This is a genomic window from Pseudomonas sp. S2_F03 (genome assembly GCF_054668335.1).
On sequence record NZ_CP162759.1, the window covers coordinates 4,213,975 to 4,239,862 of the forward strand.

22 protein-coding genes and 2 pseudogenes are annotated in these 25,888 nt (G+C 59.6%); 15 read left to right on the forward strand and 9 right to left on the reverse strand.

Annotated features, from left to right (window positions below; genetic code table 11):
- Positions 1 to 136: 136 nt before the first annotated feature.
- From AB4N76_RS19635 to AB4N76_RS19650, 4 genes and pseudogenes are all read left to right on the forward strand, one after another.
- Positions 137 to 691, forward strand: coding sequence for a hypothetical protein (locus tag AB4N76_RS19635; protein WP_460163413.1), 555 nt, complete (start codon positions 137 to 139; stop codon positions 689 to 691).
- Between the two features lie 36 nt (positions 692 to 727).
- Entirely contained in the window at positions 728 to 2,005 is a 1,278-nt protein-coding gene (locus AB4N76_RS19640; RefSeq protein WP_046029128.1) for a flavohemoglobin expression-modulating QEGLA motif protein, read from the forward strand.
- A gap of 147 nt (positions 2,006 to 2,152) precedes the next feature.
- A pseudogene (locus AB4N76_RS19645) lies at positions 2,153 to 3,066 on the forward strand (alpha/beta hydrolase).
- Entirely contained in the window at positions 3,063 to 3,392 is a 330-nt protein-coding gene (locus tag AB4N76_RS19650) for a hypothetical protein (protein WP_046029133.1), read from the forward strand. The pseudogene AB4N76_RS19645 and the gene AB4N76_RS19650 overlap by 4 nt, the downstream one beginning before the upstream one ends.
- A gap of 69 nt (positions 3,393 to 3,461) precedes the next feature.
- Here the strand turns inward: AB4N76_RS19650 and AB4N76_RS19655 are convergent, their stop codons facing one another.
- A complete protein-coding gene (locus tag AB4N76_RS19655; RefSeq protein WP_034150733.1) occupies positions 3,462 to 3,806 on the reverse strand; it encodes a hypothetical protein in 345 nt (114 codons plus the stop codon).
- Positions 3,807 to 4,018: 212 nt separating this feature from the next.
- Between AB4N76_RS19655 and ppc the strand changes: the two genes are divergently transcribed.
- The 6 genes from ppc (at position 4,019) to AB4N76_RS19685 (ending at position 10,625) form a co-directional block, all read left to right on the forward strand.
- Positions 4,019 to 6,649 carry a phosphoenolpyruvate carboxylase gene (gene ppc / locus AB4N76_RS19660; protein WP_460163414.1) on the forward strand — a complete coding sequence of 877 codons (2,631 nt, stop codon included), beginning with the start codon at positions 4,019 to 4,021 and terminating at the stop codon, positions 6,647 to 6,649.
- Positions 6,650 to 6,937: 288 nt separating this feature from the next.
- A complete protein-coding gene (adk, locus tag AB4N76_RS19665) occupies positions 6,938 to 7,585 on the forward strand; it encodes an adenylate kinase (protein WP_460163415.1) in 648 nt (215 codons plus the stop codon).
- A gap of 86 nt (positions 7,586 to 7,671) precedes the next feature.
- The gene (tsaB, locus tag AB4N76_RS19670; RefSeq protein WP_046029144.1) at positions 7,672 to 8,346 is read left to right on the forward strand and encodes a tRNA (adenosine(37)-N6)-threonylcarbamoyltransferase complex dimerization subunit type 1 TsaB; all 675 of its coding nucleotides are present in this window, start codon (positions 7,672 to 7,674) and stop codon (positions 8,344 to 8,346) included.
- Positions 8,347 to 8,604: 258 nt separating this feature from the next.
- Positions 8,605 to 8,910: a hypothetical protein gene (locus AB4N76_RS19675; protein ID WP_046029145.1), complete on the forward strand. Its 306-nt coding sequence runs from the start codon at positions 8,605 to 8,607 to the stop codon at positions 8,908 to 8,910.
- Complete coding sequence (locus AB4N76_RS19680; RefSeq protein WP_046029146.1) at positions 8,910 to 9,770, forward strand: DUF72 domain-containing protein; 861 nt, start codon at positions 8,910 to 8,912, stop codon at positions 9,768 to 9,770. Before AB4N76_RS19675 ends, AB4N76_RS19680 begins: the two co-directional genes overlap by 1 nt.
- 33 nt (positions 9,771 to 9,803) lie before the next feature.
- Positions 9,804 to 10,625, forward strand: a complete 822-nt coding sequence (locus AB4N76_RS19685; RefSeq protein WP_046029147.1) for an isocitrate lyase/PEP mutase family protein — start codon at positions 9,804 to 9,806, stop codon at positions 10,623 to 10,625.
- 34 nt (positions 10,626 to 10,659) lie between these two features.
- On the opposite strand, the gene AB4N76_RS19690 is transcribed toward AB4N76_RS19685, so the two are convergent.
- Entirely contained in the window at positions 10,660 to 11,280 is a 621-nt protein-coding gene (locus AB4N76_RS19690; RefSeq protein WP_046029148.1) for a hypothetical protein, read from the reverse strand.
- Between the two features lie 93 nt (positions 11,281 to 11,373).
- Here AB4N76_RS19690 and AB4N76_RS19695 point away from each other — a divergent pair, with 93 nt between their 5' ends.
- Positions 11,374 to 12,156 (forward strand): class I SAM-dependent methyltransferase, encoded by a 783-nt coding sequence (locus tag AB4N76_RS19695; RefSeq protein ID WP_046029149.1) that lies wholly within the window; start codon positions 11,374 to 11,376, stop codon positions 12,154 to 12,156.
- Between the two features lie 128 nt (positions 12,157 to 12,284).
- Here the strand turns inward: AB4N76_RS19695 and AB4N76_RS19700 are convergent, their stop codons facing one another.
- Positions 12,285 to 12,929, reverse strand: a complete 645-nt coding sequence (locus AB4N76_RS19700; RefSeq protein ID WP_046029151.1) for a TetR/AcrR family transcriptional regulator — start codon at positions 12,927 to 12,929, stop codon at positions 12,285 to 12,287.
- A 93-nt stretch (positions 12,930 to 13,022) separates the two neighbouring features.
- Between AB4N76_RS19700 and AB4N76_RS19705 the strand changes: the two genes are divergently transcribed.
- The 3 genes and pseudogenes from AB4N76_RS19705 (at position 13,023) to AB4N76_RS19715 (ending at position 18,660) form a co-directional block, all read left to right on the forward strand.
- On the forward strand, positions 13,023 to 14,123 hold the full coding sequence (locus tag AB4N76_RS19705; protein ID WP_046029154.1) for an efflux RND transporter periplasmic adaptor subunit: 1,101 nt from the start codon (positions 13,023 to 13,025) through the stop codon (positions 14,121 to 14,123).
- 6 nt (positions 14,124 to 14,129) lie between these two features.
- Positions 14,130 to 17,195, forward strand: coding sequence for an efflux RND transporter permease subunit (locus tag AB4N76_RS19710; RefSeq protein ID WP_046029155.1), 3,066 nt, complete (start codon positions 14,130 to 14,132; stop codon positions 17,193 to 17,195).
- Positions 17,196 to 17,291: 96 nt separating this feature from the next.
- Positions 17,292 to 18,660, forward strand: a pseudogene (locus AB4N76_RS19715) (Fic family protein).
- A gap of 63 nt (positions 18,661 to 18,723) precedes the next feature.
- Here AB4N76_RS19715 and AB4N76_RS19720 read toward each other — a convergent pair.
- The 3 genes from AB4N76_RS19720 to plsB form a co-directional block, all read right to left on the reverse strand.
- Positions 18,724 to 19,413 carry a DUF4197 domain-containing protein gene (locus AB4N76_RS19720; protein WP_077430797.1) on the reverse strand — a complete coding sequence of 230 codons (690 nt, stop codon included), beginning with the start codon at positions 19,411 to 19,413 and terminating at the stop codon, positions 18,724 to 18,726.
- 77 nt (positions 19,414 to 19,490) lie between these two features.
- The gene (locus tag AB4N76_RS19725) at positions 19,491 to 20,105 is read right to left on the reverse strand and encodes a hypothetical protein (protein ID WP_185752261.1); all 615 of its coding nucleotides are present in this window, start codon (positions 20,103 to 20,105) and stop codon (positions 19,491 to 19,493) included.
- A gap of 102 nt (positions 20,106 to 20,207) precedes the next feature.
- Positions 20,208 to 22,691 (reverse strand): glycerol-3-phosphate 1-O-acyltransferase PlsB, encoded by a 2,484-nt coding sequence (gene plsB / locus AB4N76_RS19730; protein ID WP_046029161.1) that lies wholly within the window; start codon positions 22,689 to 22,691, stop codon positions 20,208 to 20,210.
- 237 nt (positions 22,692 to 22,928) lie between these two features.
- Between plsB and AB4N76_RS19735 the strand changes: the two genes are divergently transcribed.
- Positions 22,929 to 23,138 carry a cold-shock protein gene (locus AB4N76_RS19735; RefSeq protein WP_010462862.1) on the forward strand — a complete coding sequence of 70 codons (210 nt, stop codon included), beginning with the start codon at positions 22,929 to 22,931 and terminating at the stop codon, positions 23,136 to 23,138.
- Between the two features lie 135 nt (positions 23,139 to 23,273).
- Here AB4N76_RS19735 and AB4N76_RS19740 read toward each other — a convergent pair whose 3' ends face one another.
- The 3 genes from AB4N76_RS19740 to dapE form a co-directional block, all read right to left on the reverse strand.
- Complete coding sequence (locus AB4N76_RS19740; protein WP_046029164.1) at positions 23,274 to 23,651, reverse strand: hypothetical protein; 378 nt, start codon at positions 23,649 to 23,651, stop codon at positions 23,274 to 23,276.
- A gap of 74 nt (positions 23,652 to 23,725) precedes the next feature.
- A complete protein-coding gene (locus tag AB4N76_RS19745; RefSeq protein ID WP_046029165.1) occupies positions 23,726 to 24,535 on the reverse strand; it encodes a putative RNA methyltransferase in 810 nt (269 codons plus the stop codon).
- Complete coding sequence (dapE, locus tag AB4N76_RS19750) at positions 24,535 to 25,686, reverse strand: succinyl-diaminopimelate desuccinylase (protein WP_077430794.1); 1,152 nt, start codon at positions 25,684 to 25,686, stop codon at positions 24,535 to 24,537. Before dapE ends, AB4N76_RS19745 begins: the two co-directional genes overlap by 1 nt.
- Between the last annotated feature and the right edge of the window lie 202 nt (positions 25,687 to 25,888).

Here is a 25,888-nt window from a genome sequence, read left to right on the forward strand (position 1 = left end):
TGGGAGCGAGCTTGCTCGCGATGACGGCCTGACATTCAACATCTCTGTTGGCTGACACACCGCTATCGCGAGCAAGCTCGCTCCCACAGGGGCAGGTGTTCAGTTCAGGGCTGCGTGTGTTCATAGGGAGTGTTGAATGAAAGCCTGGCGTGGCGTAGTGATCGCCTTGTCGTTGTTGCTGCTCAGTGGCTGTCTGGTGACCTTCAAGGAGCCTCTGCCCGCAAGCGACCCCGCGCCCAAAGGTTTACTCGGCAAATGGACCAGCACCAACGCCTGGGGCGAACCGATGAACCTTGAGTTGACGCGCATCGGCGACAATCGCTATCAGGCGGTCAGTTACTTCAAGGCAACCCCCGGCGAACGTGAAGCCTATCTCTTCACCGTCTCGCGCCATGGCAGCCGCTGGTACTTGTCGGCGAAGGTGCCGGCCAAATTCGGCGGGCATTTCACCATTGCCGGTTTCGAGCTCACTGAACAACATGAACTGGTGGTCTACAACCTCGACCTCGAGCAGATCAACCAGGCCCTCGGACAAAAAGTCTTGAGTGGCGAAGACTTCCAGACCGATGACGGCGACGGCGTATTGGTCAACAACTCGATGGATCAGGTGTTTACTTACCTCGACGATCCGGCCAATTCCGATGTCTTCGTCGAAGCGGTGCGCTATCAGCGCATGGCCAAACGCAAATAAACCCAGTACATAACGGCTTTTCTACAGGAGTTTCGGGTGGACGATTACCAGCAGACGATACGCATTTTGTCCGATCGCATTGTGCTGGCGCAGACGCCGATTCGGGTCCTTGATGCGGTCAAGTGGGACGACACTATCCGTCAGAAATTTCTCAAGGCCAAGGGCAAGGAATTGCCTGCCGTGGACCGTGACTATTACCTGAACCGGCCGCTGGCGTTCGATTCCAGCCAGGTGAAACTGGAGTTCCAGAACATCGAGCGCGACATCACCCGCCAGCTCGGCCAGTTCAATCCGGTCGGCCAGATCATGCGTCGCATGTGCAAGGAATACCGCATGGTGGTGCGCATGCTCGAAGCGCGCGGCACCGAGGATTTCGGGCTGATTTCCCAGGAGCTGTATGGCGCCGCGTCCGATGCGTTTCACGCGGGCGACCCGACCTTGTCCGACCTGGGCCTGATGCTCTCCGATTACCTGAACAATATTGATGGCCGTGGCGATCTCAAGGATGAACCGAAGACGCTGACCGCCAAGGACGCTGTCGCGATGCTGCAGCATCGTTTGAACAAGGTGTTTGGCGAGGCCGAGGAAACCATTCGGGTGTTTGAGTCCGACGGCATCGTCGCCGATGCGGCAGCGGGGGCCGACTACATCAAGATCCGCTCCGACGCGATGTTCAACGACCGCGACGTGCGAGCCCTGGAGGTTCACGAAGGGCTGGTGCACGTAGGCACCACGCTCAATGGTCTGAACCAGCCGATCTGCACCTTTCTGGCCAAGGGCCCGCCGTCCTCGACGGTGACGCAGGAAGGCCTGGCGATCCTGATGGAAATCATCACCTTCGCGTCCTACCCGAGTCGCCTGCGCAAACTGACCAACCGCACCCGCGCCATTCACATGGTGGAGGAGGGCGCGGACTTCCTGCAGGTGTTCGAGTTTTTCCGTGAGCAAGGGTTTGAAATGCCCGAGAGCTACAGCAACACCAGTCGCGTTTTCCGTGGCTCGGTGCCGACAGGTCTGCCATTTACCAAAGACTTGTCCTACCTCAAGGGCTTCATCATGATTTACAACTACATTCAGTTGGCGGTGCGCAAAGGCAAGCTGGAGCAGATACCGCTACTGTTTTGCGGCAAGACCACGCTGGAAGACATGCGCACCTTGCGCCAGTTGGTCGATGAAGGATTGGTGGTGCCACCCAAGTACTTGCCCGAACAGTTCCGCGACCTGAACGCGCTGTCCGCATGGATGTGCTTCTCCAACTTCCTCAACCACCTGAGCCTGGACCGGATCGAGGCGGATTACTCCAACATCCTGTGAACCATGAGATCCCCTGTAGGAGCCGAGCTTGCTCGCGATGGCGCAATTACATTCAACCTGTGTATCGCCTGACATACCGCTATCGCGAGCAAGCTCGGCTCCTACAGACCCAGTGTTTCAACTCTTATTCTCGCGAGGTTTCAACGGATGAGATTCCTCGGCATTGTTTGTCTGCTTCTGACCTTGAACGGTTGCAGCTCGCTGCTGTTCTACCCTGAGCCCGGGCAGTTGTTCACCCCGGAAAAAGCTGATCTCGAGTACCGCGATGTCACCCTGGTCACCGCCGACGGCGTCAAGCTGAATGCCTGGTGGCTGCCGGCGAAAAAAGGTGTCGAGGTCAAAGGCACTGTCCTGCATTTACACGGCAACGGTGGCAACCTGCCGATGCATCTGGGGGGGAGCTGGTGGTTGCCCAAGGAAGGCTATCAAGTGCTGCTGATCGACTATCGCGGCTATGGTTTATCCGAAGGGAAACCGAGCCTGCCGGCACTCTATCTGGACATAGACGCGGCGTTCAAATGGCTTGATCAGGCACCCGAGGTCAAAGGCAAACCATTGATCCTGCTCGGTCAAAGCCTCGGTGGCTCGATGGCCGTGCACTACCTTGTTCAACACCCTGAGCGCCAGAAGCAACTCAAGGCGCTGGTCCTTGACGGTGCGCCCGCCAGCTATCGAAGTGTTGGCCAGTTTGCCCTGAGTACCTCATGGTTGACCTGGGCAGTCCAGGTGCCGTTGTCGTGGCTGGTGCCGGACGGCGACAGCGCGATCAACTCGATGCCACAGCTCAACGGCGTACCGAAACTGCTCTACCACAGCATCGACGATCCGATCGTGCCCCTTTCCAACGGCATCCGTCTGTATCAAGCTGCGCCGCCGCCACGGGTGCTGCAACTGACCCGAGGGGGCATGTGCAGACGTTCGCCGACCCGGTCTGGCGAACCGTCATGTTGCGTTATCTCGACGATCCGCAGCATTTCAACGGCCTGCGCCGCCTGGGTGAAATCCCCAATTACCCGGCGCCCAAACATTCTGAAGATGAACCACCAGAGAGTCCGCAATGAGTGAAGAACGTAACGCCATCCCGCTGATCATCACCGGTATCTGCAGCATCCTCGGCACTGTCGGTGCCCTGTGGTGGTACGGCTACCTGCATTTCGCCAAGCCTGAGGATGCGTTGCTGCTCAACGAATTCACGATGCTTAAAACCATTCCGGGCGAAGACTACAAAGTCTCGCTGGAACCGGCGGCCCAGGTCGCGCAATGCGTCGACGGCGTGCTGGTATTGTTCGACACCGAGCAAAAAGGCCTGACCGGTGTGCTGATCGACAGCAAGAAAAAAGCCGTGCGCTGCATGGGCCAGGAAACCCCGCAGAAACTGGAACAGTAACCGGGATTTGTCATCACCCAAGATCCAGTGTGGGAGCACGTTCGCTCCCACCGTTTCATCGCGGCTGGATCAGTGTTTTTGCTTGTCGTTACCAGCCGACAAATCGTGCAGATGACGACGGGACAACGCGAGAAAACGCGGCGTCGGACCGACGTCTTCGTACAGCGGGTCACCTTCTTCATCGGTGGCCACAACCGTCGAGCCCTTCACGTACGGAAAGCTTTTTTCGAGCTCTTCCAGAGCGGCGCCGATCAACTCGCCCAGCAGTTCTTCGGGTTGGCGTTTGGGGTACATCTCGGTGATCGCCGCCAGCCGTGCGGCGGCCTCCACGTCCAGATGAATCGTGTAGCCCGTCTCGGTCAGGCGACCCTTGGCGTTTTCTTCCCAATGCTGGGCAAGCTCGCGAATTTTCATAGTGACCTCAATGCGTTCCTGCTCGTGGCAGGCCGTTTCAGAGTCCGGCAGTGGCCGGCGAAAGCCGTTGTGCGGCTTCCTCTTCAGACTAGCTTCTGCACCGTGAGTTTAAAGTCCCTTCGTCGTTTGCTTGTAAGAACGGCTTTACGGCGGCACTCTTGGGCAAAGCATGATGTTCATGGCCGCCCGGATTTTTTGCTGGAGAACTGCTGATGACCGATATTGATGCACGCTTGCGCGAAGACGTTCACCTGTTGGGTGAGCTGCTGGGCAACACCATTCGTGAACAGTACGGGGACGGCTTTCTCGACAAGATCGAGCAGATCCGCAAGGGCGCCAAGGCCGACCGTCGCGGTTCGGTGGACGCCGAACTGAGCGCCAGCCTCAACCAATTGAGCGAAGACGAATTGCTGCCGGTGGCGCGGGCGTTCAACCAGTTTCTCAACCTGGCCAACATTGCCGAGCAATATCAGTTGATTCATCGCCGCGAAGCGTCGCAACCCGCGCCGTTCGAGGCGCGCGTGCTGCCGGAACTGCTCGCTCGCTTGCGCGCCGAAGGCCACAGTGCCGATTCCCTGGCCCGGCAATTGGGGCGACTGGACATCGAGCTGGTGCTGACCGCGCACCCCACCGAAGTGGCGCGCCGCACACTGATCCAGAAGTACGACGCCATCGCCGCGCAACTGGCCGCACAAGATCACCGCGACCTGACCCCAGCCGAACGCGAACAGATCCACGCGAAACTACAGCGCCTGATCGCCGAAGCCTGGCATACCGAAGAAATCCGCCGCACCCGCCCGACGCCGGTAGACGAAGCCAAGTGGGGCTTCGCAGTGATCGAACATTCGCTGTGGCAGGCGATCCCCAATTACCTGCGCAAGGCCGATAAAGCCCTGTATGACGCTACCGGCCTGCGCTTGCCGCTACAGGCCGCGCCGATTCGCTTCGCCTCGTGGATGGGCGGCGACCGCGATGGCAACCCCAACGTGACCGCGACCGTCACCCGTGAAGTGTTGTTGCTGGCGCGCTGGATGGCGGCCGATTTGTATGTGCGTGATGTCGATCAACTGGCGGCCGAGCTGTCGATGCAACAAGCCAGCGAGGCGTTGAAAGCCAAGGCCGGGGACAGCGCCGAGCCGTATCGCGCCGTGCTCAAACAGCTGCGTGAACGCTTGCGTGCGACGCGCAACTGGGCGCATGCGTCGTTGACGACCGCCACCCCCGCACCGCCCGATGTACTGCAAAACAACCGCGAACTGCTGGATCCACTGGAGCTGTGCTACCACTCGCTGCATGAGTGCGGCATGGGGGTGATCGCCGATGGCCCGTTGCTCGATTGCCTGCGCCGGGCGGTGACGTTCGGCCTGTTTCTGGTGCGCCTCGATGTGCGTCAGGATTCGTCGCGGCACACCTCGGCCATGACTGAAATAACCGATTACCTGGGCCTGGGTCGCTACGAAGACTGGAGCGAGGATGCGCGTATCGAGTTCCTGATGCGTGAACTGAACAATCGTCGGCCATTGCTGCCGGCGTATTTCAAACCGTCGGCCGACACCGCCGAAGTGCTGGCGACCTGCAGGGAAGTGGCCGCCGCCCCCGGTGCATCGCTCGGTTCGTACGTGATTTCCATGGCCGGTGCCGCGTCCGACGTGCTCGCCGTGCAACTGCTGCTCAAAGAGGCCGGCGTACTGCGGCCGATGCGCGTGGTGCCGTTGTTCGAAACCCTGGCCGACCTTGATAACGCTGGTCCGGTGATCGAAAAACTGTTGCTGCTGCCGGGCTATCGCGCGCGCTTGCAAGGCCCGCAAGAAGTGATGATCGGTTACTCCGACTCGGCCAAGGATGCCGGCACGACCGCTGCGGCATGGGCGCAGTACCGGGCGCAGGAGCGTCTGGTCGACATCTGCCGTGAACAGCAAGTGGAATTGTTGTTGTTCCATGGTCGCGGCGGCACCGTGGGGCGTGGTGGCGGTCCGGCGCATGCGGCGATTCTGTCGCAGCCACCGGGGTCGGTCGCGGGGCGTTTCCGCACCACCGAGCAAGGGGAAATGATTCGATTCAAATTCGGCCTGCCGGACATCGCCGAGCAAAACCTCAATCTGTACCTGGCGGCGGTGCTGGAAGCGACCCTGCTGCCACCGCCGCCACCTGAGCCGGCATGGCGTCATTTGATGGACGAACTGGCCGACGATGGCGTCAAGGCGTACCGCGCCGTCGTGCGGGAGAACCCGCAATTCGTCGAGTATTTCCGCCAGTCGACCCCTGAACAGGAACTGGGACGTTTGCCGTTGGGCAGCCGCCCGGCCAAACGCCGCGCCGGCGGGATCGAAAGCCTGCGCGCCATTCCGTGGATTTTCGGCTGGACCCAGACCCGCCTGATGTTACCGGCCTGGTTGGGTTGGGAAGCGGCATTGAGCAAGGCGCTGGAGCGCGGTGAAGGCGAGTTGTTAGGGCAGATGCGTGAGCAATGGCCGTTCTTCCGCACCCGCATCGACATGCTGGAAATGGTCCTGGCCAAAGCGGACGCTGACATCGCCCGATCCTACGATGAACGCCTGGTCGAGCCGGATTTGCTTCCTTTAGGTGTGCATTTACGCGACCTATTGTCGCAGGCCTGCGCAGTGGTGCTGGGGTTGACCGGTCAGTCGCAGCTGCTGGCACATAGCCCAGACACCCTTGAATTCATCCGGTTACGCAACACTTACCTCGACCCGCTTCATCTATTGCAGGCGGAGTTGCTGGCACGTTCGCGGCAGCAGGACGTGGCGCAGGGCAGCCCTGTAGAACAGGCGCTGCTGGTGTCTGTGGCGGGGATTGCCGCCGGTTTGCGAAATACCGGCTAAGGTTTTTGCCGTGGGGCGAGGCACTCGGCGCAGGCGTCGAGTGCCTGTCGTTGAAGGTGTTGAAAGGTCGGTCAGGCGACAGTTAATGATGGGGTTGCGACTTGGAGCACTTCATCGAAGGGGCATGACAGGCGCCGGTTTCTCCGACTTTCGGCGGCTTGTGTGGGCAGGAACTGCTGTGTATCTTGAGCAGCCTTTGGCCGTTTGGGCGGCCACGACCCTATTTTTGAGATTGGCCCCACGAGGCGAATCTGACGATATCCATATAAAAAATTGAGGAGCACATCGATGCGCGTCATTCTGCTGGGAGCTCCCGGGGCCGGTAAAGGTACTCAGGCACAGTTCATCACCGAGAAATTCGGCATTCCGCAAATCTCCACTGGCGACATGTTGCGTGCAGCCGTCAAGGCCGGCACTGAGCTGGGCCTCAAGGCCAAGGGCATCATGGATGCTGGCGGTCTGGTCTCCGATGACCTGATCATCGCACTGGTCAAGGACCGTATCGCTCAAGCCGACTGCGCCAAGGGTTTCCTGTTCGACGGTTTCCCGCGCACCATTCCTCAGGCTGAAGCGTTGGTAACCGCTGGCGTCGAGCTGGATGCTGTGGTCGAAATCTCCGTCGAAGACGAAGAAATCGTCCAGCGCATCGCCGGTCGCCGTGTTCACGAAGCCAGCGGCCGCGTGTACCACATCGTCTACAACCCGCCAAAAATTGCCGGCAAGGACGACATCACCGGTGAAGAGCTGGTGCAGCGCAAGGACGACACTGAAGAAACCGTGCGTCATCGCCTGTCGGTCTACCACTCCCAGACCAAACCACTGGTAGCGTTCTACCAGAATCTGTCCGCTGCCAATGGCAAGCCGAAGTACAGCCACATCCCTGGCGTCGGTTCGGTTGAAGCGATCACGGCCAAGGTGCTTGAAGCACTGAGCTGATAACCGCTTCATCTTCTACGGCCCGCTTGCGGGCCGTAGTTGTTTATACTGGCGAACTTTTTCTGAATTCTCTTACGGATACATCGATGAGCACCTTGCTGGCCCTGGACACCGCGACCGAAGCTTGCTCCGTTGCCTTGCTGCATGACGGCAAAGTCACGAGCCATTACGAGGTGATTCCGCGCCTGCATGCCCAGAAGCTGTTGCCGATGATCCAGCAATTGCTCGCCGACGCCGGGACCACCTTGCAAGCCGTCGATGCCATCGCATTTGGTCGCGGGCCGGGCGCCTTTACGGGTGTGCGGATCGCCATCGGCGTGGTCCAGGGCCTGGCGTTTGCGCTGGATCGCCCGGTGTTGCCGGTGTCGAACCTGGCCGTACTGGCGCAACGCGCCTATCGCGAACACGGTGTGAGCCAGGTCGCTGCGGCAATCGACGCGCGGATGGATGAAGTGTACTGGGGCTGCTATCGCGAAACGGCCGGGGAAATGCGCCTGGCGGGCAATGAAGCCGTGTTGCCACCCGAAGCGGCGGCGTTGCCGGCGGATGCCAGCGGTGAGTGGTTCGGTGCCGGCACGGGTTGGGGTTATGCCGAGCGCATTGCCGTGAACCTGACCGGGCAGGACGCGGGCATGCTGCCGCATGCCGAAGACCTGCTGACACTGGCGCGGTTTGCCTGGGAGCGCGGCGAGGCGATTGTCGCGGATCAGGCTCAGCCGGTTTACCTGCGCGACAAAGTGGCGACGCCCAAAGCGCGCTGATTTCCGGCACCGAGTGGGTGCCATCGCGGGCAAGCCACGCTCCCACAGTTTTGAGCCAACCGCAGATTTTGTGAACCACACAAATCCTGTGGGAGCGTGGCTTGCCCGCGATGGCGATCTACCCAGCGCAGCCAATCGTCGATTTATACCTCCTGTTTTTAAACCTTTTCCGTTTTCTGTGTTCTAGTTATCACTCGGCGGTTTGCGAAGTGGGAAATGCGCCACTAAACTGCCATCACTGATACCGGACATGTACTCATGCGTATAGACGGCGTTTCCTCTCAGTCCTACCCCATCAAGCGCAAGGCTCGCAAAGGCCCTGTGGCGGAAGACGATTACGTTGATATCGACGGCGAGCTGGAAATTCCATCCGAAGAGCAAATGGCTGCCCGTGCCGCCAAAGCCTCCGCGCAACGCCTGAGCAATCTCCCGGCTCGCCAACAAGACATGATCTACCACCGCGCCATGAGCAAAAGCGTTGCTACGGCACTCGCCAGCTACCTGAGCACGGCCACTTTTGTCGATTGGGATACGGATGTGCTGGGCCTCGACCTGTACATCTGATGGGGCAGCCTTACTACCTCGGCTGCCCGTCCTGGAGTGAAAACGCCTGGCGCGATTACCTCTATCCGCCAGACGCCAAACCTGCTGAATTTCTAAATTTCTATACCCAAGTATTCAATGCCGTAGAAGGCAATACGACCTTCTACGCGAGCCCGGCTGCCTCGACTGTGCAGCGTTGGGCCGAGGTCATGCCCGAACACTTTCGTTTTACCGCCAAGTTCCCCGGTGACATCAGCCATGGTGGTGACCTGCGCGAACAACTGACCGCCGCCGAAACTTTCGTGAAGTTGCTCAGCCCTTTGGGCGCGCGGGTTTCGCCGTTGTGGCTGCAATTGTCGAAAAGCTTCACGCCGCAACGGTTGCCGGAACTGGCCGCTTTCATTGATGGGCTGGAGCGACCTCTGGCCGTCGAGGTGCGCCATGACGCGTTCTTCGCCAAAGGCGATGCCGAGCGAATGCTCAATCGATTGTTGATGGATCGCGGTGTCGAGCGCATCTGCCTCGATCCGCGAGCGCTGTTCAGTTGTGTGTCGACCGATCCGTCGGTGCTCCACGCCCAATCGAAAAAGCCCAAAGTGCCGCCACGTCCGGCGGCGTTCACACAATTCCCGCAAGTGCGCTTCATCGGCCATCCGCAGCTGGAAGCCAACGATCCGTTCCTGGTGCCGTGGGTCGAGAAAATCGCCGCGTGGATCGAAGAGGGCCGTACGCCGTACATCTTCCTGCACACCGCAGACAACCTGCTGGCCGCCAAGCTGGCGCAACGTTTTCACGCACAACTGATGCTGCGTTTGCCTGGCCTGCCGCCGCTGCCTGAGCTATACAGAGAACCCGCAGTGGAGCAACTTGGCTTGCTCTGAGGCGGTTTTTTCCCCTTTTCAGGAGCCTGCCCAATGGATGCGCAAACCCTTCGAGCCCAGGCGTTCAAAGCACTGCACGAACGCGCCGGGGCTTTTGTCATTCCCAACCCGTGGGACGCCGGCTCGGCGAAAATGCTCGCCAGTCTCGGCTTCGAGGCGCTGGCCACCACCAGTGCCGGTTATGCCTTTTCCAATGCGCGCCCCGATGGCGCAATGGCTCTGGACGATACGCTGGCAAATGTCCGCGCGATTGTCGCAGCGACGAATCTGCCCGTGGCGGTGGATCTGGAAAATGGCTTTGCCGATGACCCCGTCGAATGCGCCAAGAGCATTCTGCGCGCGGCTGAGGCCGGTGCGGTCGGCGGTTCTATCGAAGATGCCACGGGCCGTGAAGCGGCGCCGATCTACTGTTTCGAACATGCGGTGGCGCGCGTTGAAGCCGCCGTGGCCGCGGCGCGCAGCCTGCCTTTCCCCTTCATGCTGACCGCGCGTGCCGAGAACTTCCTGCACGGCAATCCCGATCTCGCCGACACCATCCGCCGCTTGCAGGCGTTCGCCGAGGCGGGGGCCGACGTGCTCTACGCACCGGGACTGCGCAGTGCCGAAGACGTCTTGGCGGTGGTTCGTGCCGTGGCGCCCAAACCGGTCAATGTGTTGATGTCTGGCGGGCTCAAGTTGACGGTCGAGCAGTTGAGCGAGATGGGCGTCAAACGTATCAGCGTCGGTTCGGCGCTGGCGTTGGCAGCGTATGGCGAGTTTTTCCGTGCGGCCGAAGAGATCAAGACATCGGGCACCTTCGGGTTTACCTCGCGATCTATGCCGTACGCGAAGGCCAATCAACTGTTCAAAGGCTGACGATGGGGTGTCGCTGAGGGCCTGTTATTGAAGGTCAGGCGGCGATGCGCAGGTTTTGCAGAACGATCGGGCGAGCCCAACCGTTATCGAAATCGAACTGTTTCTGTTGTTCCACCAGCTCTTCGGGGGAGAACGGCGGGAACGGTTTGTCGAGCAGGTCCATTTCGAATTCGGCGATCGGCAGGTGCAGCGGGCGCGGTTGTGGCGCCGGGCCAGCTTGCGGTACAGGTTGACCGGCGGTGAGCACGATTGGACGGACCCAGCCGCTTTCGAAGTCCTGCTGTTTTTGCTGAGCGACGATTTCTTCAGGCGGGAAGGGTGGGGCCGGTTTGTCGGCCAGGTCCATTTCGAACTCGGCAATCGGCAAGAACAGCGGCTCTGGCGGGCGAACCACGGTTTCTGTCACGTTGCATTCACGCTGCGAGACGATGTGCGCCAACAACTCGCTGCCCACCGTGGGTTCGACCGGGCTTTCCAGATCAACCGGTGGAAATTTGAGCGATTCAGGAACCCCGTCACCCGGCTGATCGGCCATCGCCCGGGCAAAAAAATCTTGCCACAGGTGACTGACACCGCCCAACGCCTGGGTGTTTCGCAGGTTGTAATCGCCGTAGGGCGAGATAAAACCTGTGATTGTGGGTTGAAAGTCTGACATTTCTCTCGGTCGACGCTCAGCTCTGGCAAAATGCCCGTTAGTTTTGTTATCGGCCGTTTTTGCCGATCATTAATTTTTTGAGCGTGTTTTCTGATGATTGATCAACCGGCGGTTTGCCGCATCCATGTCGAGGCCTTGGGCACGACCTTTCAGCCACAAGCCGAGCAATGGGCCGAGCGCCTGGGCTTGCCGCTGCAAGTGGATGATGGCGAGTTTGCCTTGCAGGTCGGCGAGCAGGGTTTGCAGTTGCAACAGCTTGGGGCGGATGCGCCGGGCCCGGTGCGGGTGGACTTCGTCGAAGGCGGGGCGGCTCATCGCCGGTTGTTCGGTGGCGGCACGGGGCAGATGATCGCCAAGGCCGTTGGCATCGCGCAGGGCGTGCGTCCCCGCGTGCTGGATGCTACGGCGGGGCTGGGCAAGGATGCGTTCGTGCTGGCGAGCCTGGGCTGCGAGATGAGTCTAATCGAACGTCAGCCGCTGATCGGGGCCTTGCTTGAGGATGGCCTGGCGCGCGGTGCGGAAGATTTCGACGTGGCGCCCATCGTGGCGCGGATGCATTTGCTCAAGGGTAATTCCATTGAGGTGATGCGTAATTGGGAAGGCGAGCCGCCGCAGGTGATCTACCTCGACCCGATGTTTCCGCACCGTGAGAAAACCGCGTTGGTGAAAAAGGAAATGCGTCTGTTCCGGCCGTTGGTGGGCGACGACCCGGATGCGCCAGCACTGCTGGAAGCCGCGCTGGCGCTGGCCAGTCATCGGGTGGTGGTCAAGCGGCCGCGCAAGGCGCCCTGCATTGCCGGGCCGAAGCCGAGTCATGCGTTGGACGGTAAATCCAGCCGGTATGACATTTATCCGAAGAAGGCGCTCAAGCCTTAAAACCGAGTCGCCTTTATCGCGAGCAGGCTCACTCCTACAGGGGATTTACGGTGTTGCATAGATCCAGAGTAGGAGTGAGCCTGCTCGCGCAGGCGCCAGACCAGACCAGACCAGACCCCCGATTTCTATCAGGCTGGCTCGGGTCGATAAGCCCGCATAAATAACCCCACCACTTCCTGCACGTGCTCCTCGGCCGCGTCCCCGACTACAGGTTCGCCGCAGCCATACAGCAACCGAAAATTCCCCGCGCCCTTGAGCAGGCAGAAAAAGTGCTCGGCCGCATTGCGCGGTTTATCGATGCTCAACACACCACTTTGATCAATCTTGGCCAGCAACCGCTCCATGCCATGCAGCATGCGTTGCGGCCCGGCTTCGAAGAAGATCTGCGCGAGTTTCGGGTCCTGGCTGCCCAGGTTCATCATCAATCGGTGCAGGTTCACCGATTCATCACTGTTGATCAGTTGATGGAAACCGCGTGCGATGTTCAGCAGTACCGTTTCTACCGCAACGCCGTCCGGCAGTTCAAAAAACAGCGTTGGTAGCTGCTCCTCGCATTTGGCGACAACGGCGGTGGAGAACAGCGTCTCCTTGTCGTTGAAGTGGCTGTACACGGTCAGCTTTGACACACCGGCCTCAGCTGCGACGGCATCCATGCTGGTGTTGGCATAGCCCTTGGTCAGAAACAGCGTTTTCGCCGCATCGAGAATGGCCTGGCGCTTGGCCAAATCCTTGGGTCTGCCTGGGCCATTGGGTGCTGAAAGATTGTTCGGCATATTCGCTTTTATTACTGGACTGGTGAGTTTGCTATTAATAACATACTCGTCAGTATAATTATTCCAAGCACCATTAGCGAAAGGTCCTTCACCATGTTCCGCTATGCCTTGCCCCTCGCGTTGCCAGTGTCCCTGGCTTTTTTTCTGTCTGCGTGTGGTCACGAAGAGGCGCCTCAAGTCAGCGTGCGCCCGGCCATGGTGGTTCAGCCAGAGCCTTCGGCGCAGGCGATGGAAAGCTATCCCGGTGAAGTACGGGCTCGTTATGAGCCGGACCTGGCGTTCCGCATTGGCGGCAAGGTCAGCCGACGACTGGTCGAGGAAGGGCAGCGCGTCAAGGCCGACCAACCTCTGGCCGAACTCGATCCGCAAGACGTACGCCTGCAACTGGATGCCGCCCGCGCCCAAGTCGCCGCCGCCGAGGCCAATCTGAGCCTGGTACGCGCCGAGCGGGATCGCTACAAGACCCTGATGGACCGTCAGATGGTCAGCCGCTCGCAGTACGACAATGCCGAAAACCTTTACCGATCCGGTGAAGCACGCCTCAACCAAATCAAAGCCGAATTCAACGTCTCGACCAACCAGGCAAGTTACGCGGTGCTGCGCGCGCCTCAGGATGGCGTGGTGGCCAAACGGGCTGTGGAAGTCGGGCAAGTGGTGGCCGCTGGGCAAACCGTGTTCACCATTGCCACCGATGGCGAACGTGAAGTGTTGATCAGCCTGCCGGAACAGAGCTTCGGTCGCTTCAAGGTCGGGCAGCCGGTGTCGGTAGAACTCTGGACTCAGCCCGATCAACGTTTCAGTGGCCGCATTCGTGAGTTGTCACCGGCGGCCGATCCGAAGTCGCGCACCTTTGCCGCGCGCATCGCGTTCACCTCCGGCAAGGTCACCGCTGAACTCGGCCAGAGCGCCCGGGTGTTTATCCAGACCGCTGAAGTGGTGGCGTTGTCGGTGCCTTTGTCGGCCGTCACCGCAGAAAACGGCGCGACGTACGTTTGGGTACTCAACGCCAATAACACCTTGAAAAAAGCCCCGGTGCGGGTCGGTGCGTTCGGCGAGAAAACCGTGCCGGTGCTCGAAGGCCTGAACGCCAGCGACTGGGTCGTGGCCGCCGGTGTTCATGTGCTTCATGACGGGCAGCAAGTGCGCCCGGTGGATCGCTCCAATCGCGTGGTCAATCTGGCGGACAAGGAGTAATCCCCGATGCGCTTCAACCTTTCCGAATGGGCGTTGCGTAATCGCCAGATCGTACTGTTTCTGATGCTTTTGCTGGCAATCGTCGGCGCACTGTCCTACACCAAACTCGGCCAAAGCGAAGACCCGCCTTTTACCTTCAAGGCGATGGTTATACGCACCAATTGGCCGGGGGCCACGGCCGAGGAAGTGTCGCGCCAGGTGACCGAGCGCATTGAGAAGAAGCTGATGGAAACCGGCGAGTACGAGCGCATCGTCTCGTTCTCGCGCCCGGGTGAGTCCCAAGTGACGTTTATCGCTCGCGATTCCATGCACTCGGTCGACATTCCCGAGCTCTGGTATCAGGTCCGCAAGAAGATCAGCGACATCCGTCACACCCTGCCGCCGGGCATTCAGGGGCCTTTTTTCAACGATGAATTCGGCACCACTTTCGGCAATATCTACGCCCTGACTGGCGACGGTTTTGACTATGCGGTGTTGAAGGATTACGCCGACCGTATCCAGATCCAGCTGCAACGGGTCAAGGACGTGGGCAAGGTCGAGTTGCTCGGGCTGCAGGACGAGAAGATCTGGATCGATCTCTCCAACGTCAAACTCGCCACCCTAGGCTTGCCGTTGGCCGCTGTGCAGCAAGCGTTGGAAGAGCAGAACGCAGTGTCGACGGCGGGGTTCTTCGAAACCACCAGTGAGCGCTTGCAGCTACGGGTCTCGGGGAATTTTCAGACAGTCGACGAGATCAAGAACTTCCCTATCCGCGTCGGTGATCGTACGTTCCGCATTTCCGATGTGGCGGACGTTCGCCGTGGCTTCAACGATCCTCCAGCGCCGCGCATGCGCTTCATGGCGGAAAATGCCATCGGTCTGGCCGTCGCGATGAAGGACGGCGGCGACATTCTGGTGCTGGGCAAGGCCCTGGAAGTCGAGTTCGACCGCATCCAGAAAAACCTTCCGGCCGGCATGCAACTGCGCAAAGTATCGGATCAACCTGCCGCGGTGAAAACCGGGGTCGGCGAATTCGTTCAAGTGCTGGTCGAAGCCTTGGCGATTGTGTTGCTGGTGAGCTTTTTCTCACTCGGCGTGCGTACCGGCATGGTGGTGGCGCTGGCGATTCCGCTGGTGTTGGCGATGACTTTTGCTTGCATGTATTACCTGGGAATCGGCCTGCACAAGATTTCCCTTGGTGCGCTGGTGCTGGCGCTGGGTTTGCTGGTGGACGACGCGATCATCGCCGTGGAAATGATGGCGATCAAAATGGAGCAGGGCTTCGACCGCGTCAAAGCGGCCAGTTATGCCTGGACCAGCACCGCATTCCCGATGCTCACCGGTACGCTGATCACCGCCGCCGGGTTCCTGCCGATTGCCACTGCGCAGTCGGGCACCGGCGAATACACCCGCTCGATTTTCCAGGTGGTGACCATTGCGTTGCTGGCCTCGTGGGTGGCCGCCGTGGTGTTCGTGCCGTACCTGGGGGAAAAACTCCTGCCGGATCTGGCGAAAATTCATGCCGCCAAACATGGTGCGGGTCAGCCGGACCCTTACGCCACGCCGTTCTATCAGCGGGTCAGGCGTCTGGTGGAGTGGTGCGTGCGCCGCCGCAAAACGGTGATCGTGCTGACGATCATGATGTTCGTTGCCTCGGTGGTGTTGTTCCGCTTCGTGCCGCAGCAATTCTTCCCGGCGTCGGGTCGACTGGAGCTGATGGTCGATTTGAAACTGGCCGAAGGCGCGTCCCTGAGTAACACCGCCGATGAAGTCAAACGCCTTGAAGGCTTGTTGAAAGATCACGCCGGTATCGACAATTACGTGGCTTACGTCGGCACCGGTTCACCGCGTTTTTACCTGCCGCTGGATCAGCAACTGCCTGCGGCGAGCTTCGCGCAGTTTGTGGTTCTGGCCAAGACCATCGAGGAGCGTGAGACCCTGCGCACCTGGTTGATCGAAACCCTCAACGAAAAATTTCCGGCCCTGCGTTCACGGGTCACGCGTCTTGAGAACGGGCCGCCTGTTGGTTATCCAGTGCAGTTCCGGGTGACCGGTGAGCACATCGAAGAAGTTCGCGCACTGGCCCGTAAAGTGGCGGCCAAGGTTCGCGAGAATCCGCACGTGGTCAACGTGCACCTGGACTGGGAGGAGCCCAGCAAAGTGGTGTACCTGAACGTCGATCAAGACCGCGCCCGAGCGCTTGGCGTGAGCACGGCGAACTTGTCGAAATTCCTGCAAAGTTCACTGACCGGCTCCAGTGTCAGCCAGTACCGCGAAGACAACGAGTTGATCGAGATTCTGCTGCGCGGCACCCTGCACGAGCGCACCGAGCTGTCGTTGCTGCCGAGCCTGGCGGTGCCGACCGACAACGGCCGCAGCGTTGCGCTGTCGCAGATCGCGACGCTGGAATATGGCTTCGAAGAAGGCATCATCTGGCACCGCAATCGCCTGCCTAACGTGACGGTTCGCGCCGACATTTATGGCAAGGAACAACCGGCCACACTGGTGCAGCAGATCATGCCGACGCTTGATCCGATACGCGCCGAATTGCCGGACGGTTACTTGCTGGACGTGGGCGGCACCGTAGAAGACTCTGCCCGCGGACAGAACTCGGTGAAGGCCGGCGTGCCGCTGTTCATCGTCGTGGTGCTGACGTTGCTGATGCTGCAACTGCGCAGTTTCTCACGCACGGTAATGGTGTTTCTGACCGCGCCGTTGGGGCTGATCGGCGTGACGCTGTTCCTGATGGTGTTCCGTCAGCCGTTCGGTTTTGTCGCCATGCTCGGGACCATCGCGTTGTCCGGGATGATCATGCGCAACTCGGTGATTCTGGTCGACCAGATCGAGCAGGACATCGCGGCAGGCCTCAAGCCCTGGCAAGCGATTATCGAGGCGACCGTGCGCCGCTTCCGCCCGATTGTGTTGACCGCGCTCGCGGCGGTGCTGGCCATGATCCCGTTGTCACGCAGTGTATTCTTCGGGCCGATGGCGGTGGCGATCATGGGGGGACTGATCGTGGCGACGGCATTGACGCTGTTGTTCCTGCCGGCGCTGTATGCGGCGTGGTTCAGGGTCAAGAAAGAACCGGTCTGACTTCCTACGTGTATTTCAGATCCCTCTGATATTGAGTCAGAGGGGGCTGAATGCTGTACTCGAATCTCGATTTCACGAGTTTTTGAGACAGTCGTCATGAAAAAACCACCTGTTGTGGCGGGGAGGACCGATCCGGTATTCGACCTGTTGATGACCTCGCCCCACAAGGAACGCCTCTCGGACTACCTGGCCCTGCTCAAGCCGCTGGATGATCAGGGGCGCTATCTTCCATTCGATGAATTGCGTTACCGCTGGGCACCAGGACTGGATTCCAGGTTGTGCTGGGCTTTGGTCAAAAAAAGCCCGCACGGCTCAGTATTCCCGCCTTCTACCTTTGGGCGAGCCGGTCCAGTGGGGCAACTTCCTGCTGACACCGCTGGCGCAGAAGGCTATTTCAGCCGTCGATCGGCAAGCCACAACCGCTGCGTTGGAATACATGACCAGCCAGATTGGTGAGCGCGCACATTTCAGTTATCTGCTCAATGATCTGATCGAAGACGAGGCCATCAGCAGCAGCCAGCTCGAAGGCGCGGCAACGACCACTCGGGTGGCCAAGGATATGCTCAAGCGTCATCGCCAGCCGCGAACGCCAGATGAGCGAATGGTCATTGGCAATTACCAAATGATGACCTTTGCTTGGGAGCAGCGTTATGAGCCTCTGAGTGTTGAGCTCATCACCGCGATGCATCGTGTTGGTGTCGAGGGCATCGACGACGTGCAGTACTCGCCGGGAGAATTGCGAGGCAACGATGATGTGGTGGTACAGGACGGCGAGGGCAACACCGTGCATACCCCGCCGCCCGCAGCGGGGCTGGTGGCACGGTTACAGGTGCTGTCGAAATGGATCAATCAACCCCACAACGATCCCAACCGTGCGGACTATCTTCATCCGCTGATCAAAGGCATCGCGCTGCATTTTGCTTTGGGTTATGAACATCCTTTTCGCGATGGCAACGGGCGTGTCGCGCGGGCGCTGTTTTACTGGTTCATGTTCAAGAATGACTTTTCGGCCTTTCGATACATTGCGATCAGCATTTTGCTACGCAACGCGCCGGTGAAATACGGACGCTCGTATTTGAATACCGAGGCCGATGAACTGGACCTGACCTACTTCATCGATTTCCAGTGTTCGGTGATCCTTCGGGCGGTCAGTGGTTTTACCAGCGCCTATCGCAACAGTCTGGCTTACACCGAACGCTTTGATCGCTGGTTGATGGCATCCGGTTTTTTCAACCAGCTCACCGAAAAGCAGCGTGCCGTCTATCAAGTGGCCAAGAGCGGCATGGCCAAGGAATTTACGGCGGTCAATGTGAAGGAGAACCTGGACTGTTCTTACAACACTGCTTCGGCGACCTTGAACGGGTTGGTTGATCTGAAGGTGTTTGAGAAGCGCAAGATGGGGCGTGAGTGGGTGTTCTTTTTACGGCCCGCACCCGTCACTTCATCCGTCATGGAAGCCATTTAAGTAAAAAAGCCCGCTGAACCTGAAAGGTCCGCGGGCTTTTTCTTGTGTGGTATTCGCTGAACGTTACAGCGTGCCAAACACCTTCTTCGCCAGACTGGTCGCCGCCGCTGCCGGGTTCTGGCGGATGGTTTCTTCCTGTTTGCCGATCATCTCGAACAAGCCGTTCAGCGCCTGCTCGGTGACGTAGTTTTCGACGTTGGCGTTCTTCGCATCCAGCACGCCCATGGTCGCCGCCTGCCCCGCGAACGTGTTGTACTGTTTGGCGAGGCCAACCTGGTCGGTGGCTTGCTTGACGATGGGCAGGAACCTGGCGCGGATCTGCTCGCGACTGGTTTTGTTCAGGTATTGAGTGGCGGAGTCGTTGCCACCGCTGAGGATGCCCTTGGCATCTTCCACGCTCATCTTCTTTACTGCGTCCACGAGGATCGGCTGGGCCTGGGTCACGGCGGTTTCAGCCGCTTTGTTCATGCTGGCTTCCAGTTCGTCGACCTGATCGCCCATACCGAACTGCTTCATCTTGCTGGCGACCTTGCCGAGTTTGCCCGGCAGTCCGATTTTCACGTCCGGGTTGTTGCTGAAACCACCCGGTGTGCCGAGCTGTTTCACGGCCAGTTGCGCGCCTTGGGTCAGGGCATCCTTGAGGCCGCCGGTGGCGTCTTTTTGCGACAGGTCGCTGAACGAGAGCGCCAGTGCGCTGGCAGAAATCATCAAGCCTGCGCAGAGGCCGGCGAAGCGAAGGGTAGGGCGGAACATGGCAGCTTCCTTGTTCGGGTTGAGGAGGAACGGATGTTGACAGCCGTTTCGCCGGTTTATTGTGGGCGCGAAGGTTATCAGGCTTTGCTGAAGGGTTTTAATACAACAGAGCCGGGATAGACTTCGATTGCATTGCGGTATTCATTTTCAGTCGCCGTCAGGGTGTAGCGTTTACCGGGCACAACAGTGTCCGGATCGTACTCCAGATAAAACGCCTCTGCCATTTGTTCACTGATATGCACTTGAGTCAGTTGCACCGTCGCATTGTCGTGCTCATGGGCAACAATGGTCACCGCGTGTTCGGGTTCCACCGCTTGAGGTTCTTGCGCCTGGATGTAGAGGCGACCGATCGGACTCAGGTGCAGTGTTTGGCGGTGTGGCGTGCGGTGAACAATGATGAAGTGGTCCAGGTCGATCAGGAGTGGCACACCGTTGTGGGTCATGCTGACACTCACGCGGTATTTGACGCTGACGTCGGAAAAACTGTGTGCAAATGAAAAATTCCAGCGGCCGCTGTACAGCATCGGTTTACGGGATTGCGCCACTTTGATGGGGGACTGAGTGTTTGCCGTATGAACGCTTATATAAGTCTCGGCCTCACCACTGGTGGGAGGCATAAAGTCGTCAGGCAAACTAAATGTCAGGGTGATGTAGTGGGTGGGGTTATCTAATGAGTTCATCGCGATATCCATATCGTGGTGGGTTATTTGGAGTGATCTATTAATCCATAATCGGACAACTATAAGAACGTCCCTGTTCTTATAGTTGTTGTCAGGAAGTTACTGTTGACCCAACTAAGCCTGATCCGCCGCATCTTCACTGCGGTGCAACGCAACCTGACGGATCGACAATCGAATCTCCGCCGGCAACACCCGTTTGGCCGCGCCTTCGGCCAGTTCGCCGAGCAATTCGTGATAGCTCAACTTGCCAGCTTCGTCGCGCTTGAGCACCTCCAGATCAAGCATCGTCTGGATGAAGTGACGGAACAGGCTCTTGTCGAAGAACTCGGGGGCGTTCAGGCCATGGAGGATCGAAAGGCGCTGGGCCATGACTGTGCACAGGTCTTCGAGTTCTTCGGCGCTGATGCTGTTCTGGCCGCTGTTGAGCAGCAGGGACACGGTCATATAGAAGCGCTGCAAGGTCTGGGCGATGCTCTTCGACAGCAAGGTCAGCAGCACGAAATGCCGTGAGCTTGGTGCGGGGCGCAGGTAGACATCGTTTTCGAAACGCAGCAGGCCTTGTTCAACGAACGCTTCCAGCCATTGGTCGATCACCGCGTCCAGTTCATCCATGGACCAGCGAATGAACAGTTCCGATTGCAGGTACGGATACAGTGCGCGGGTGTAACGCAGGATCTGCTCGCGGTTCATGCGCGACGCGCTCTGGAAGAAACTCGCGAGCAGTGCCGGCAACGCAAAAATGTGCAGCACGTTGTTGCGGTAGTAGGTCATCAGGACGGCGTTCTGCTCGTCCAGATACAGAATCTTGCCCAGGGCATCGCTCTGCTCGGACAGCAAGTCCATGTCCTTCACGTGTTCGATCAGTGCGCGACCATCGCCTTCCGGCAGTGTGGTGTGCGGCGAATACGGAACCTTGCGCAACAGTGCGAGGTACAGGTCCAGCACTCGCGCCATGGCGCGATCATCCAGCGCCAATCGGCTGGTGGACAGCAACGCCAGGGCCACCAGGTTCACGGGATTGATCGCTGCGGCTTCGTTCAGATGCTGCGCAACTTTCTCGCCCAAACGGTTGGTGGTTTCGTTGAGCCAGGCCGGTTTGAATTGCGGGCCGAGCTCCTGTTGGCGCCAGTCCGGCTGTTCGCTGTCGAGGAATTCCGCCAGTTTGATCGGCTCGCCGAAGTTCACCGCCACTTGGCCGAAGCGCTGCTTGAGCGCGCCGATGACTTTGAAAATATCGAAAATCGACTCTTTCTTCTTGGTCGCACCACGCAGTTCGCCGAGGTAGGTCCGGCCCTCCAGCACACGCTCGTAGCCGATGTATACCGGCACAAACACGATGGGCATGCGCGACGAACGCAGAAAGCTGCGCAGGGTAATCGCGAGCATCCCGGTTTTCGGTTGCAGCATGCGCCCGGTGCGCGAACGGCCGCCCTCGACGAAGTACTCGACCGGGAAGCCTTTGGTAAACAAGGTGTGCAGGTATTCGTTGAACACCGAGGTGTACAGCGGGTTGCCTTTGAAAGTACGGCGCATGAAGAACGCACCGCCGCGACGCAGCAGGCCGCCGATCCCCGGCATGTTGAGGTTGATCCCGGCAGCGATGTGCGGCGGGGTCAGGCCATTGCGGAACAGCAGATAGGACAGCAGCAGGTAGTCGATGTGGCTGCGGTGGCAGGGTACGTAGATCACTTCGTAACCCGGGGCGACTTTTTGCACGCCTTCGATGTTGTTGACCTTGATGCCGTCGTAGATCTTGTTCCAGAACCAGCTCAGCACCACTTCCATGAAGCGGATTGCGGTGTAGGTGTAGTCCGAGGCGATTTCGTTGCCGTAACGCAGGGCCTGGGCCTTGGCTTTCTCCGGGGAGATGTTCTCGCGCTCGGCTTCATCGAGGATCGCTTGCTTGACCAGTGGCTGGTTGAGCAAACCTTTGACCAAATTGCGTCGGTGCGAAATGTCCGGGCCGATGACGGCGGCTTTGAGATTGCGGAAGTGCACCCGCAGGATCCGCTGGGCCATGCGCACGGTGCGCTCGTGGCCCTTGTTGTGATCGATCAGCTCGCGCAGGTGAATCGGCGCAGAGAATTGCACACGCGTCTTGCGCCCCAGCACGATGATGCTCAGCAAGCGGCGCAGGCGACCGGTGACGGCCCAACTGTCGGCGAAGAGCAGTTTCCACGGGCTCGATTCGCTGTCCGGCGACTGACCCCAGAACACGCTGACCGGAATGATCTGCGCGTCTTCGGCGCCATTCTGGCTCAGGGCGCTGACCAGGCGGGTCAGGGTTGGCGGCGCGCCGCGTTTGTCCTGTCGACCGAGCCAGTCGGGCTCCGGTGTCAGGTAAAAGAACGCGGCGGGTTCCAGCAGGTTACCCACTGAAACCGGCAGTACCGGGCGGGGCAGGCCAGCCTTGCTGCATTCGGTGTCGACCACGGCGAGGTCGGTCAGCGAAGGGTTTTGCAGGACGTAGAACACCGGACGACTGCGGTCGAGGTTGAGGGTGAACGACGACTGGTTGATCGTCTCCGAGCGAACCCAGAGGTACAACAGTCGACGCAGGGTGCCAAACACAAGACGGCGGAACGGGGAGCGGGTCATACGGCTTCTGCGTGAGTGAGTAAAACCGAGCGTTTGCTCGGGAGGGCGACAGTGTGCCGGATTCGTCGAAAATCGGCAAAAAAGCGCCTAAGTAAAGTTGAGTTGAGAGTTTCGCTGCCTGTCATATACTCGGCCGTCTGCCGTCGAAGCCCTTGCTGGGACGTCGCGCGCAGATTGACGTTCCTGAAGGCTTTCCTGCGAAAAGCCCGATCAATAATAAAAAGGGAGTATGAACAAATGGCAACACGCGAAACCGGCAACGTGAAGTGGTTCAACGACGCCAAGGGCTACGGCTTTATTCAACGCGAGGACGGGGTGGACGTGTTCGTGCACTACCGCGCGATTCGTGGCGAAGGGCACCGTTCGCTGGCTGAAGGTCAGCAGGTTGAATATGCCGTGGTGACCGGCGAGAAGGGTTTGCAGGCTGAGGATGTGGTGGGGCTGTAACTCGCACTCTTTGGATCACCAAAAAACACTGTGGGAGCGGGCTTGCCCGCGAAAGCGGTTTGTCAGTCACATCTATTCTGGATGTGCCGCCGCCTTCGCGGGCAAGCCCGCTCCCACAGGTTATGCGTGTCGTTGTTAAGCGGTTTTCCAGGTGATTTCTTCTTCACCATCAGCGCTGATGCGCATCCAGCGATCCGCTGTCTCTTCGCCTTCTTCTTCGACCCACGTCCCCGGCGCGCAACGTACTTCCACGTTCAGCGCGGCAAAGGCTGCGCGGGCGCAGGCGATGTCGTCTTCCCACGGGGTCTGGTCGCTGTCCAGAAACAGGCTGTTCCACTTGCCCACGGCTTTGGGCAGCCAGGTGACGGGCACGTTGCCGGCCTTGCACTTGTAGGTCTGGCCTTTCTGGACCCAGTCGGTGCACGGGCCTAAAGCCGCGCCGAGCCAGGCCGAAATGGCTTTGTGGTCAACGTCGGCGTCTTTCAGGTAAATCTCGATATCGGGTTGGCGCATGGATGTCCTCACTGCGGGTCTGAAAAATCCATTCGCGGATTTAGCCGGCCTCAAGCCGTTGCTCAAGACCAAAATTATTGAAGTACGAAATAATCGTAGCGCATCGACACGGTGACCTCGAACGGCTCGACCTGCTCGATCACCGCTGTGCGGCGTTCGGCACTGGCGCGCCAACCGTGAGGGGTCATCGCCAACAGGTTGGCGCGATCCTGACCACTTTCCAGGGTCAGTTTGAATTCAAGGGTTTCGCTGTGTTGCAGCGCCATGCCTTCCGGCACCAGGGCCAGATGCTTGTCATCGGTGTACTCACGGACTTCGTCGTACAGCCGTTCGCGCAACTCCATCAGGTGACCGCTGGTCGGCCCGACTTTCATCAAACCGCCACCGGGGCTGAGCAGGCGTTTGGCTTCTTCCCAGTCCAGAGGGCTGAAGACGCTCGCCAGAAACTGGCAACTGCCCGAGGCCAATGGCACCCGTGCCATGCTGGCGATCAACCAAGTCAGCTGCGGGTTACGCTTGCACGCTCGTTTGACCGCTTCGCGAGAGATATCCAGCGCGTAACCGTCGGCGTTCGGTAAAGCCTCGGCGATTTGCGCGGTGTAGTAACCCTCGCCACAGCCGATGTCCAGCCAGCGCTGCGGTGCATAGCCGGCTGCCAGTTCCGCCAGGCGCTTGGCCACTGGCGCGTAATGGCCGGCGTTCAAGAAGTCGCGGCGGGCTTCAACCATGGCCAGGTTATCCCCAGGGTCGCGGCTGTTTTTATGCTGCACCGGCAACAGGTTCAGATAACCCTGCCGCGCGCGGTCGAAACGATGCCCGGCGGGGCAGGCCACGCCGTTGTCCACCGCATTCAGCGGTTCACTGCATATCGGGCACGCGAGCATCAGGCGAGCAACTTGATCAGGGTCTGGTAGTAGATCTCGGTCAACACATCGAGGTCAGCTGCCAGTACGCGTTCGTTGACCTGGTGGATGGTCGCGTTGACCGGACCCAGTTCAACCACTTGGGTGCCCATGGTCGCGATGAAACGACCGTCAGAGGTGCCGCCACTGGTGGAAGCCTTGGTTTCGCGACCGGTGATGTCCTTGATGCTCGACGCAACAGCATCCAGCAACGCACCCGGTTCGGTGAGGAACGGCAGGCCGGACAACGCCCAGTCGATGTGCCAGTCCAGGCCATGCTTGTCGAGAATGTCGGCCACGCGCTTTTGCAGGCCTTCGACGGTGGACTCGGTGGAGAAGCGGAAGTTGAACACCGCCACCAGATCACCCGGGATGACGTTGGTCGCGCCGGTGCCGGAATTGACGTTGGAGATCTGGAAGCTGGTTGGCGGGAAGAAATCGTTGCCGTGGTCCCAGTGCTCGGCGGCCAGTTCGGCCAGGGCCGGGGCGGCGAGGTGGATCGGGTTTTTCGCCAGGTGCGGATAGGCCACGTGACCTTGCACACCGCGCACGGTCAATTTGGCGCCGAGGGAACCGCGACGACCGTTCTTGACCACATCGCCCACCAGGGTGGTGCTCGACGGCTCGCCAACGATGCACCAGTCCAGACGTTCCTTGCGCGCGGCGAGGCGTTCAATCACTGCCTTGGTGCCGTGGTGCGCCGGGCCTTCTTCGTCACTGGTGATCAGGAACGCGACCTTGCCCTTGTGATCCGGGTAGTCGGCGACAAAACGCTCGGCGGCCACGGTCATCGAGGCCAGGCTGCCTTTCATGTCAGCTGCGCCACGGCCACAGAGCATGCCGTGTTCGTCGATCAGCGCGTTGAACGGGTCGATCTGCCAAGCGGTCACCGGGCCGGTCGGGACCACGTCGGTGTGGCCGGCGAAGCACAGCACCGGGCCGTCGTGTTTGCCGTGGGTCGCCCAGAAGTTATCCACATCTTCGATGCGCATCGGTTCCAGCATGAAACCGGCATCGCCCAGGCGCTGCATCATCTGCTTCTGGCAATCGGCGTCGACCGGCGTCACGGACGGGCGGCGGATCAGGTCGATGGCGAGTTGAAGGGTCGGCGAAAGGTCGGCGTGGGCCGTCATGGAAAACTCCGGAAAACATGAATTTGGGCGCGGACCAAATGTGGGAGCGGGCTTGCTCGCGAAGGGGCCGTCACTGGCGCCAAAAGCTTCGCGAGCAAGCCCGCTCCCACAGGTAAGGCGTTCGGCCGTTAAACCGGGCCCGGCCAAGGCCTGCAAAATGGCGGTTATCTTAAAGCAAAACGGCGACCATTGGCCGCCGTTT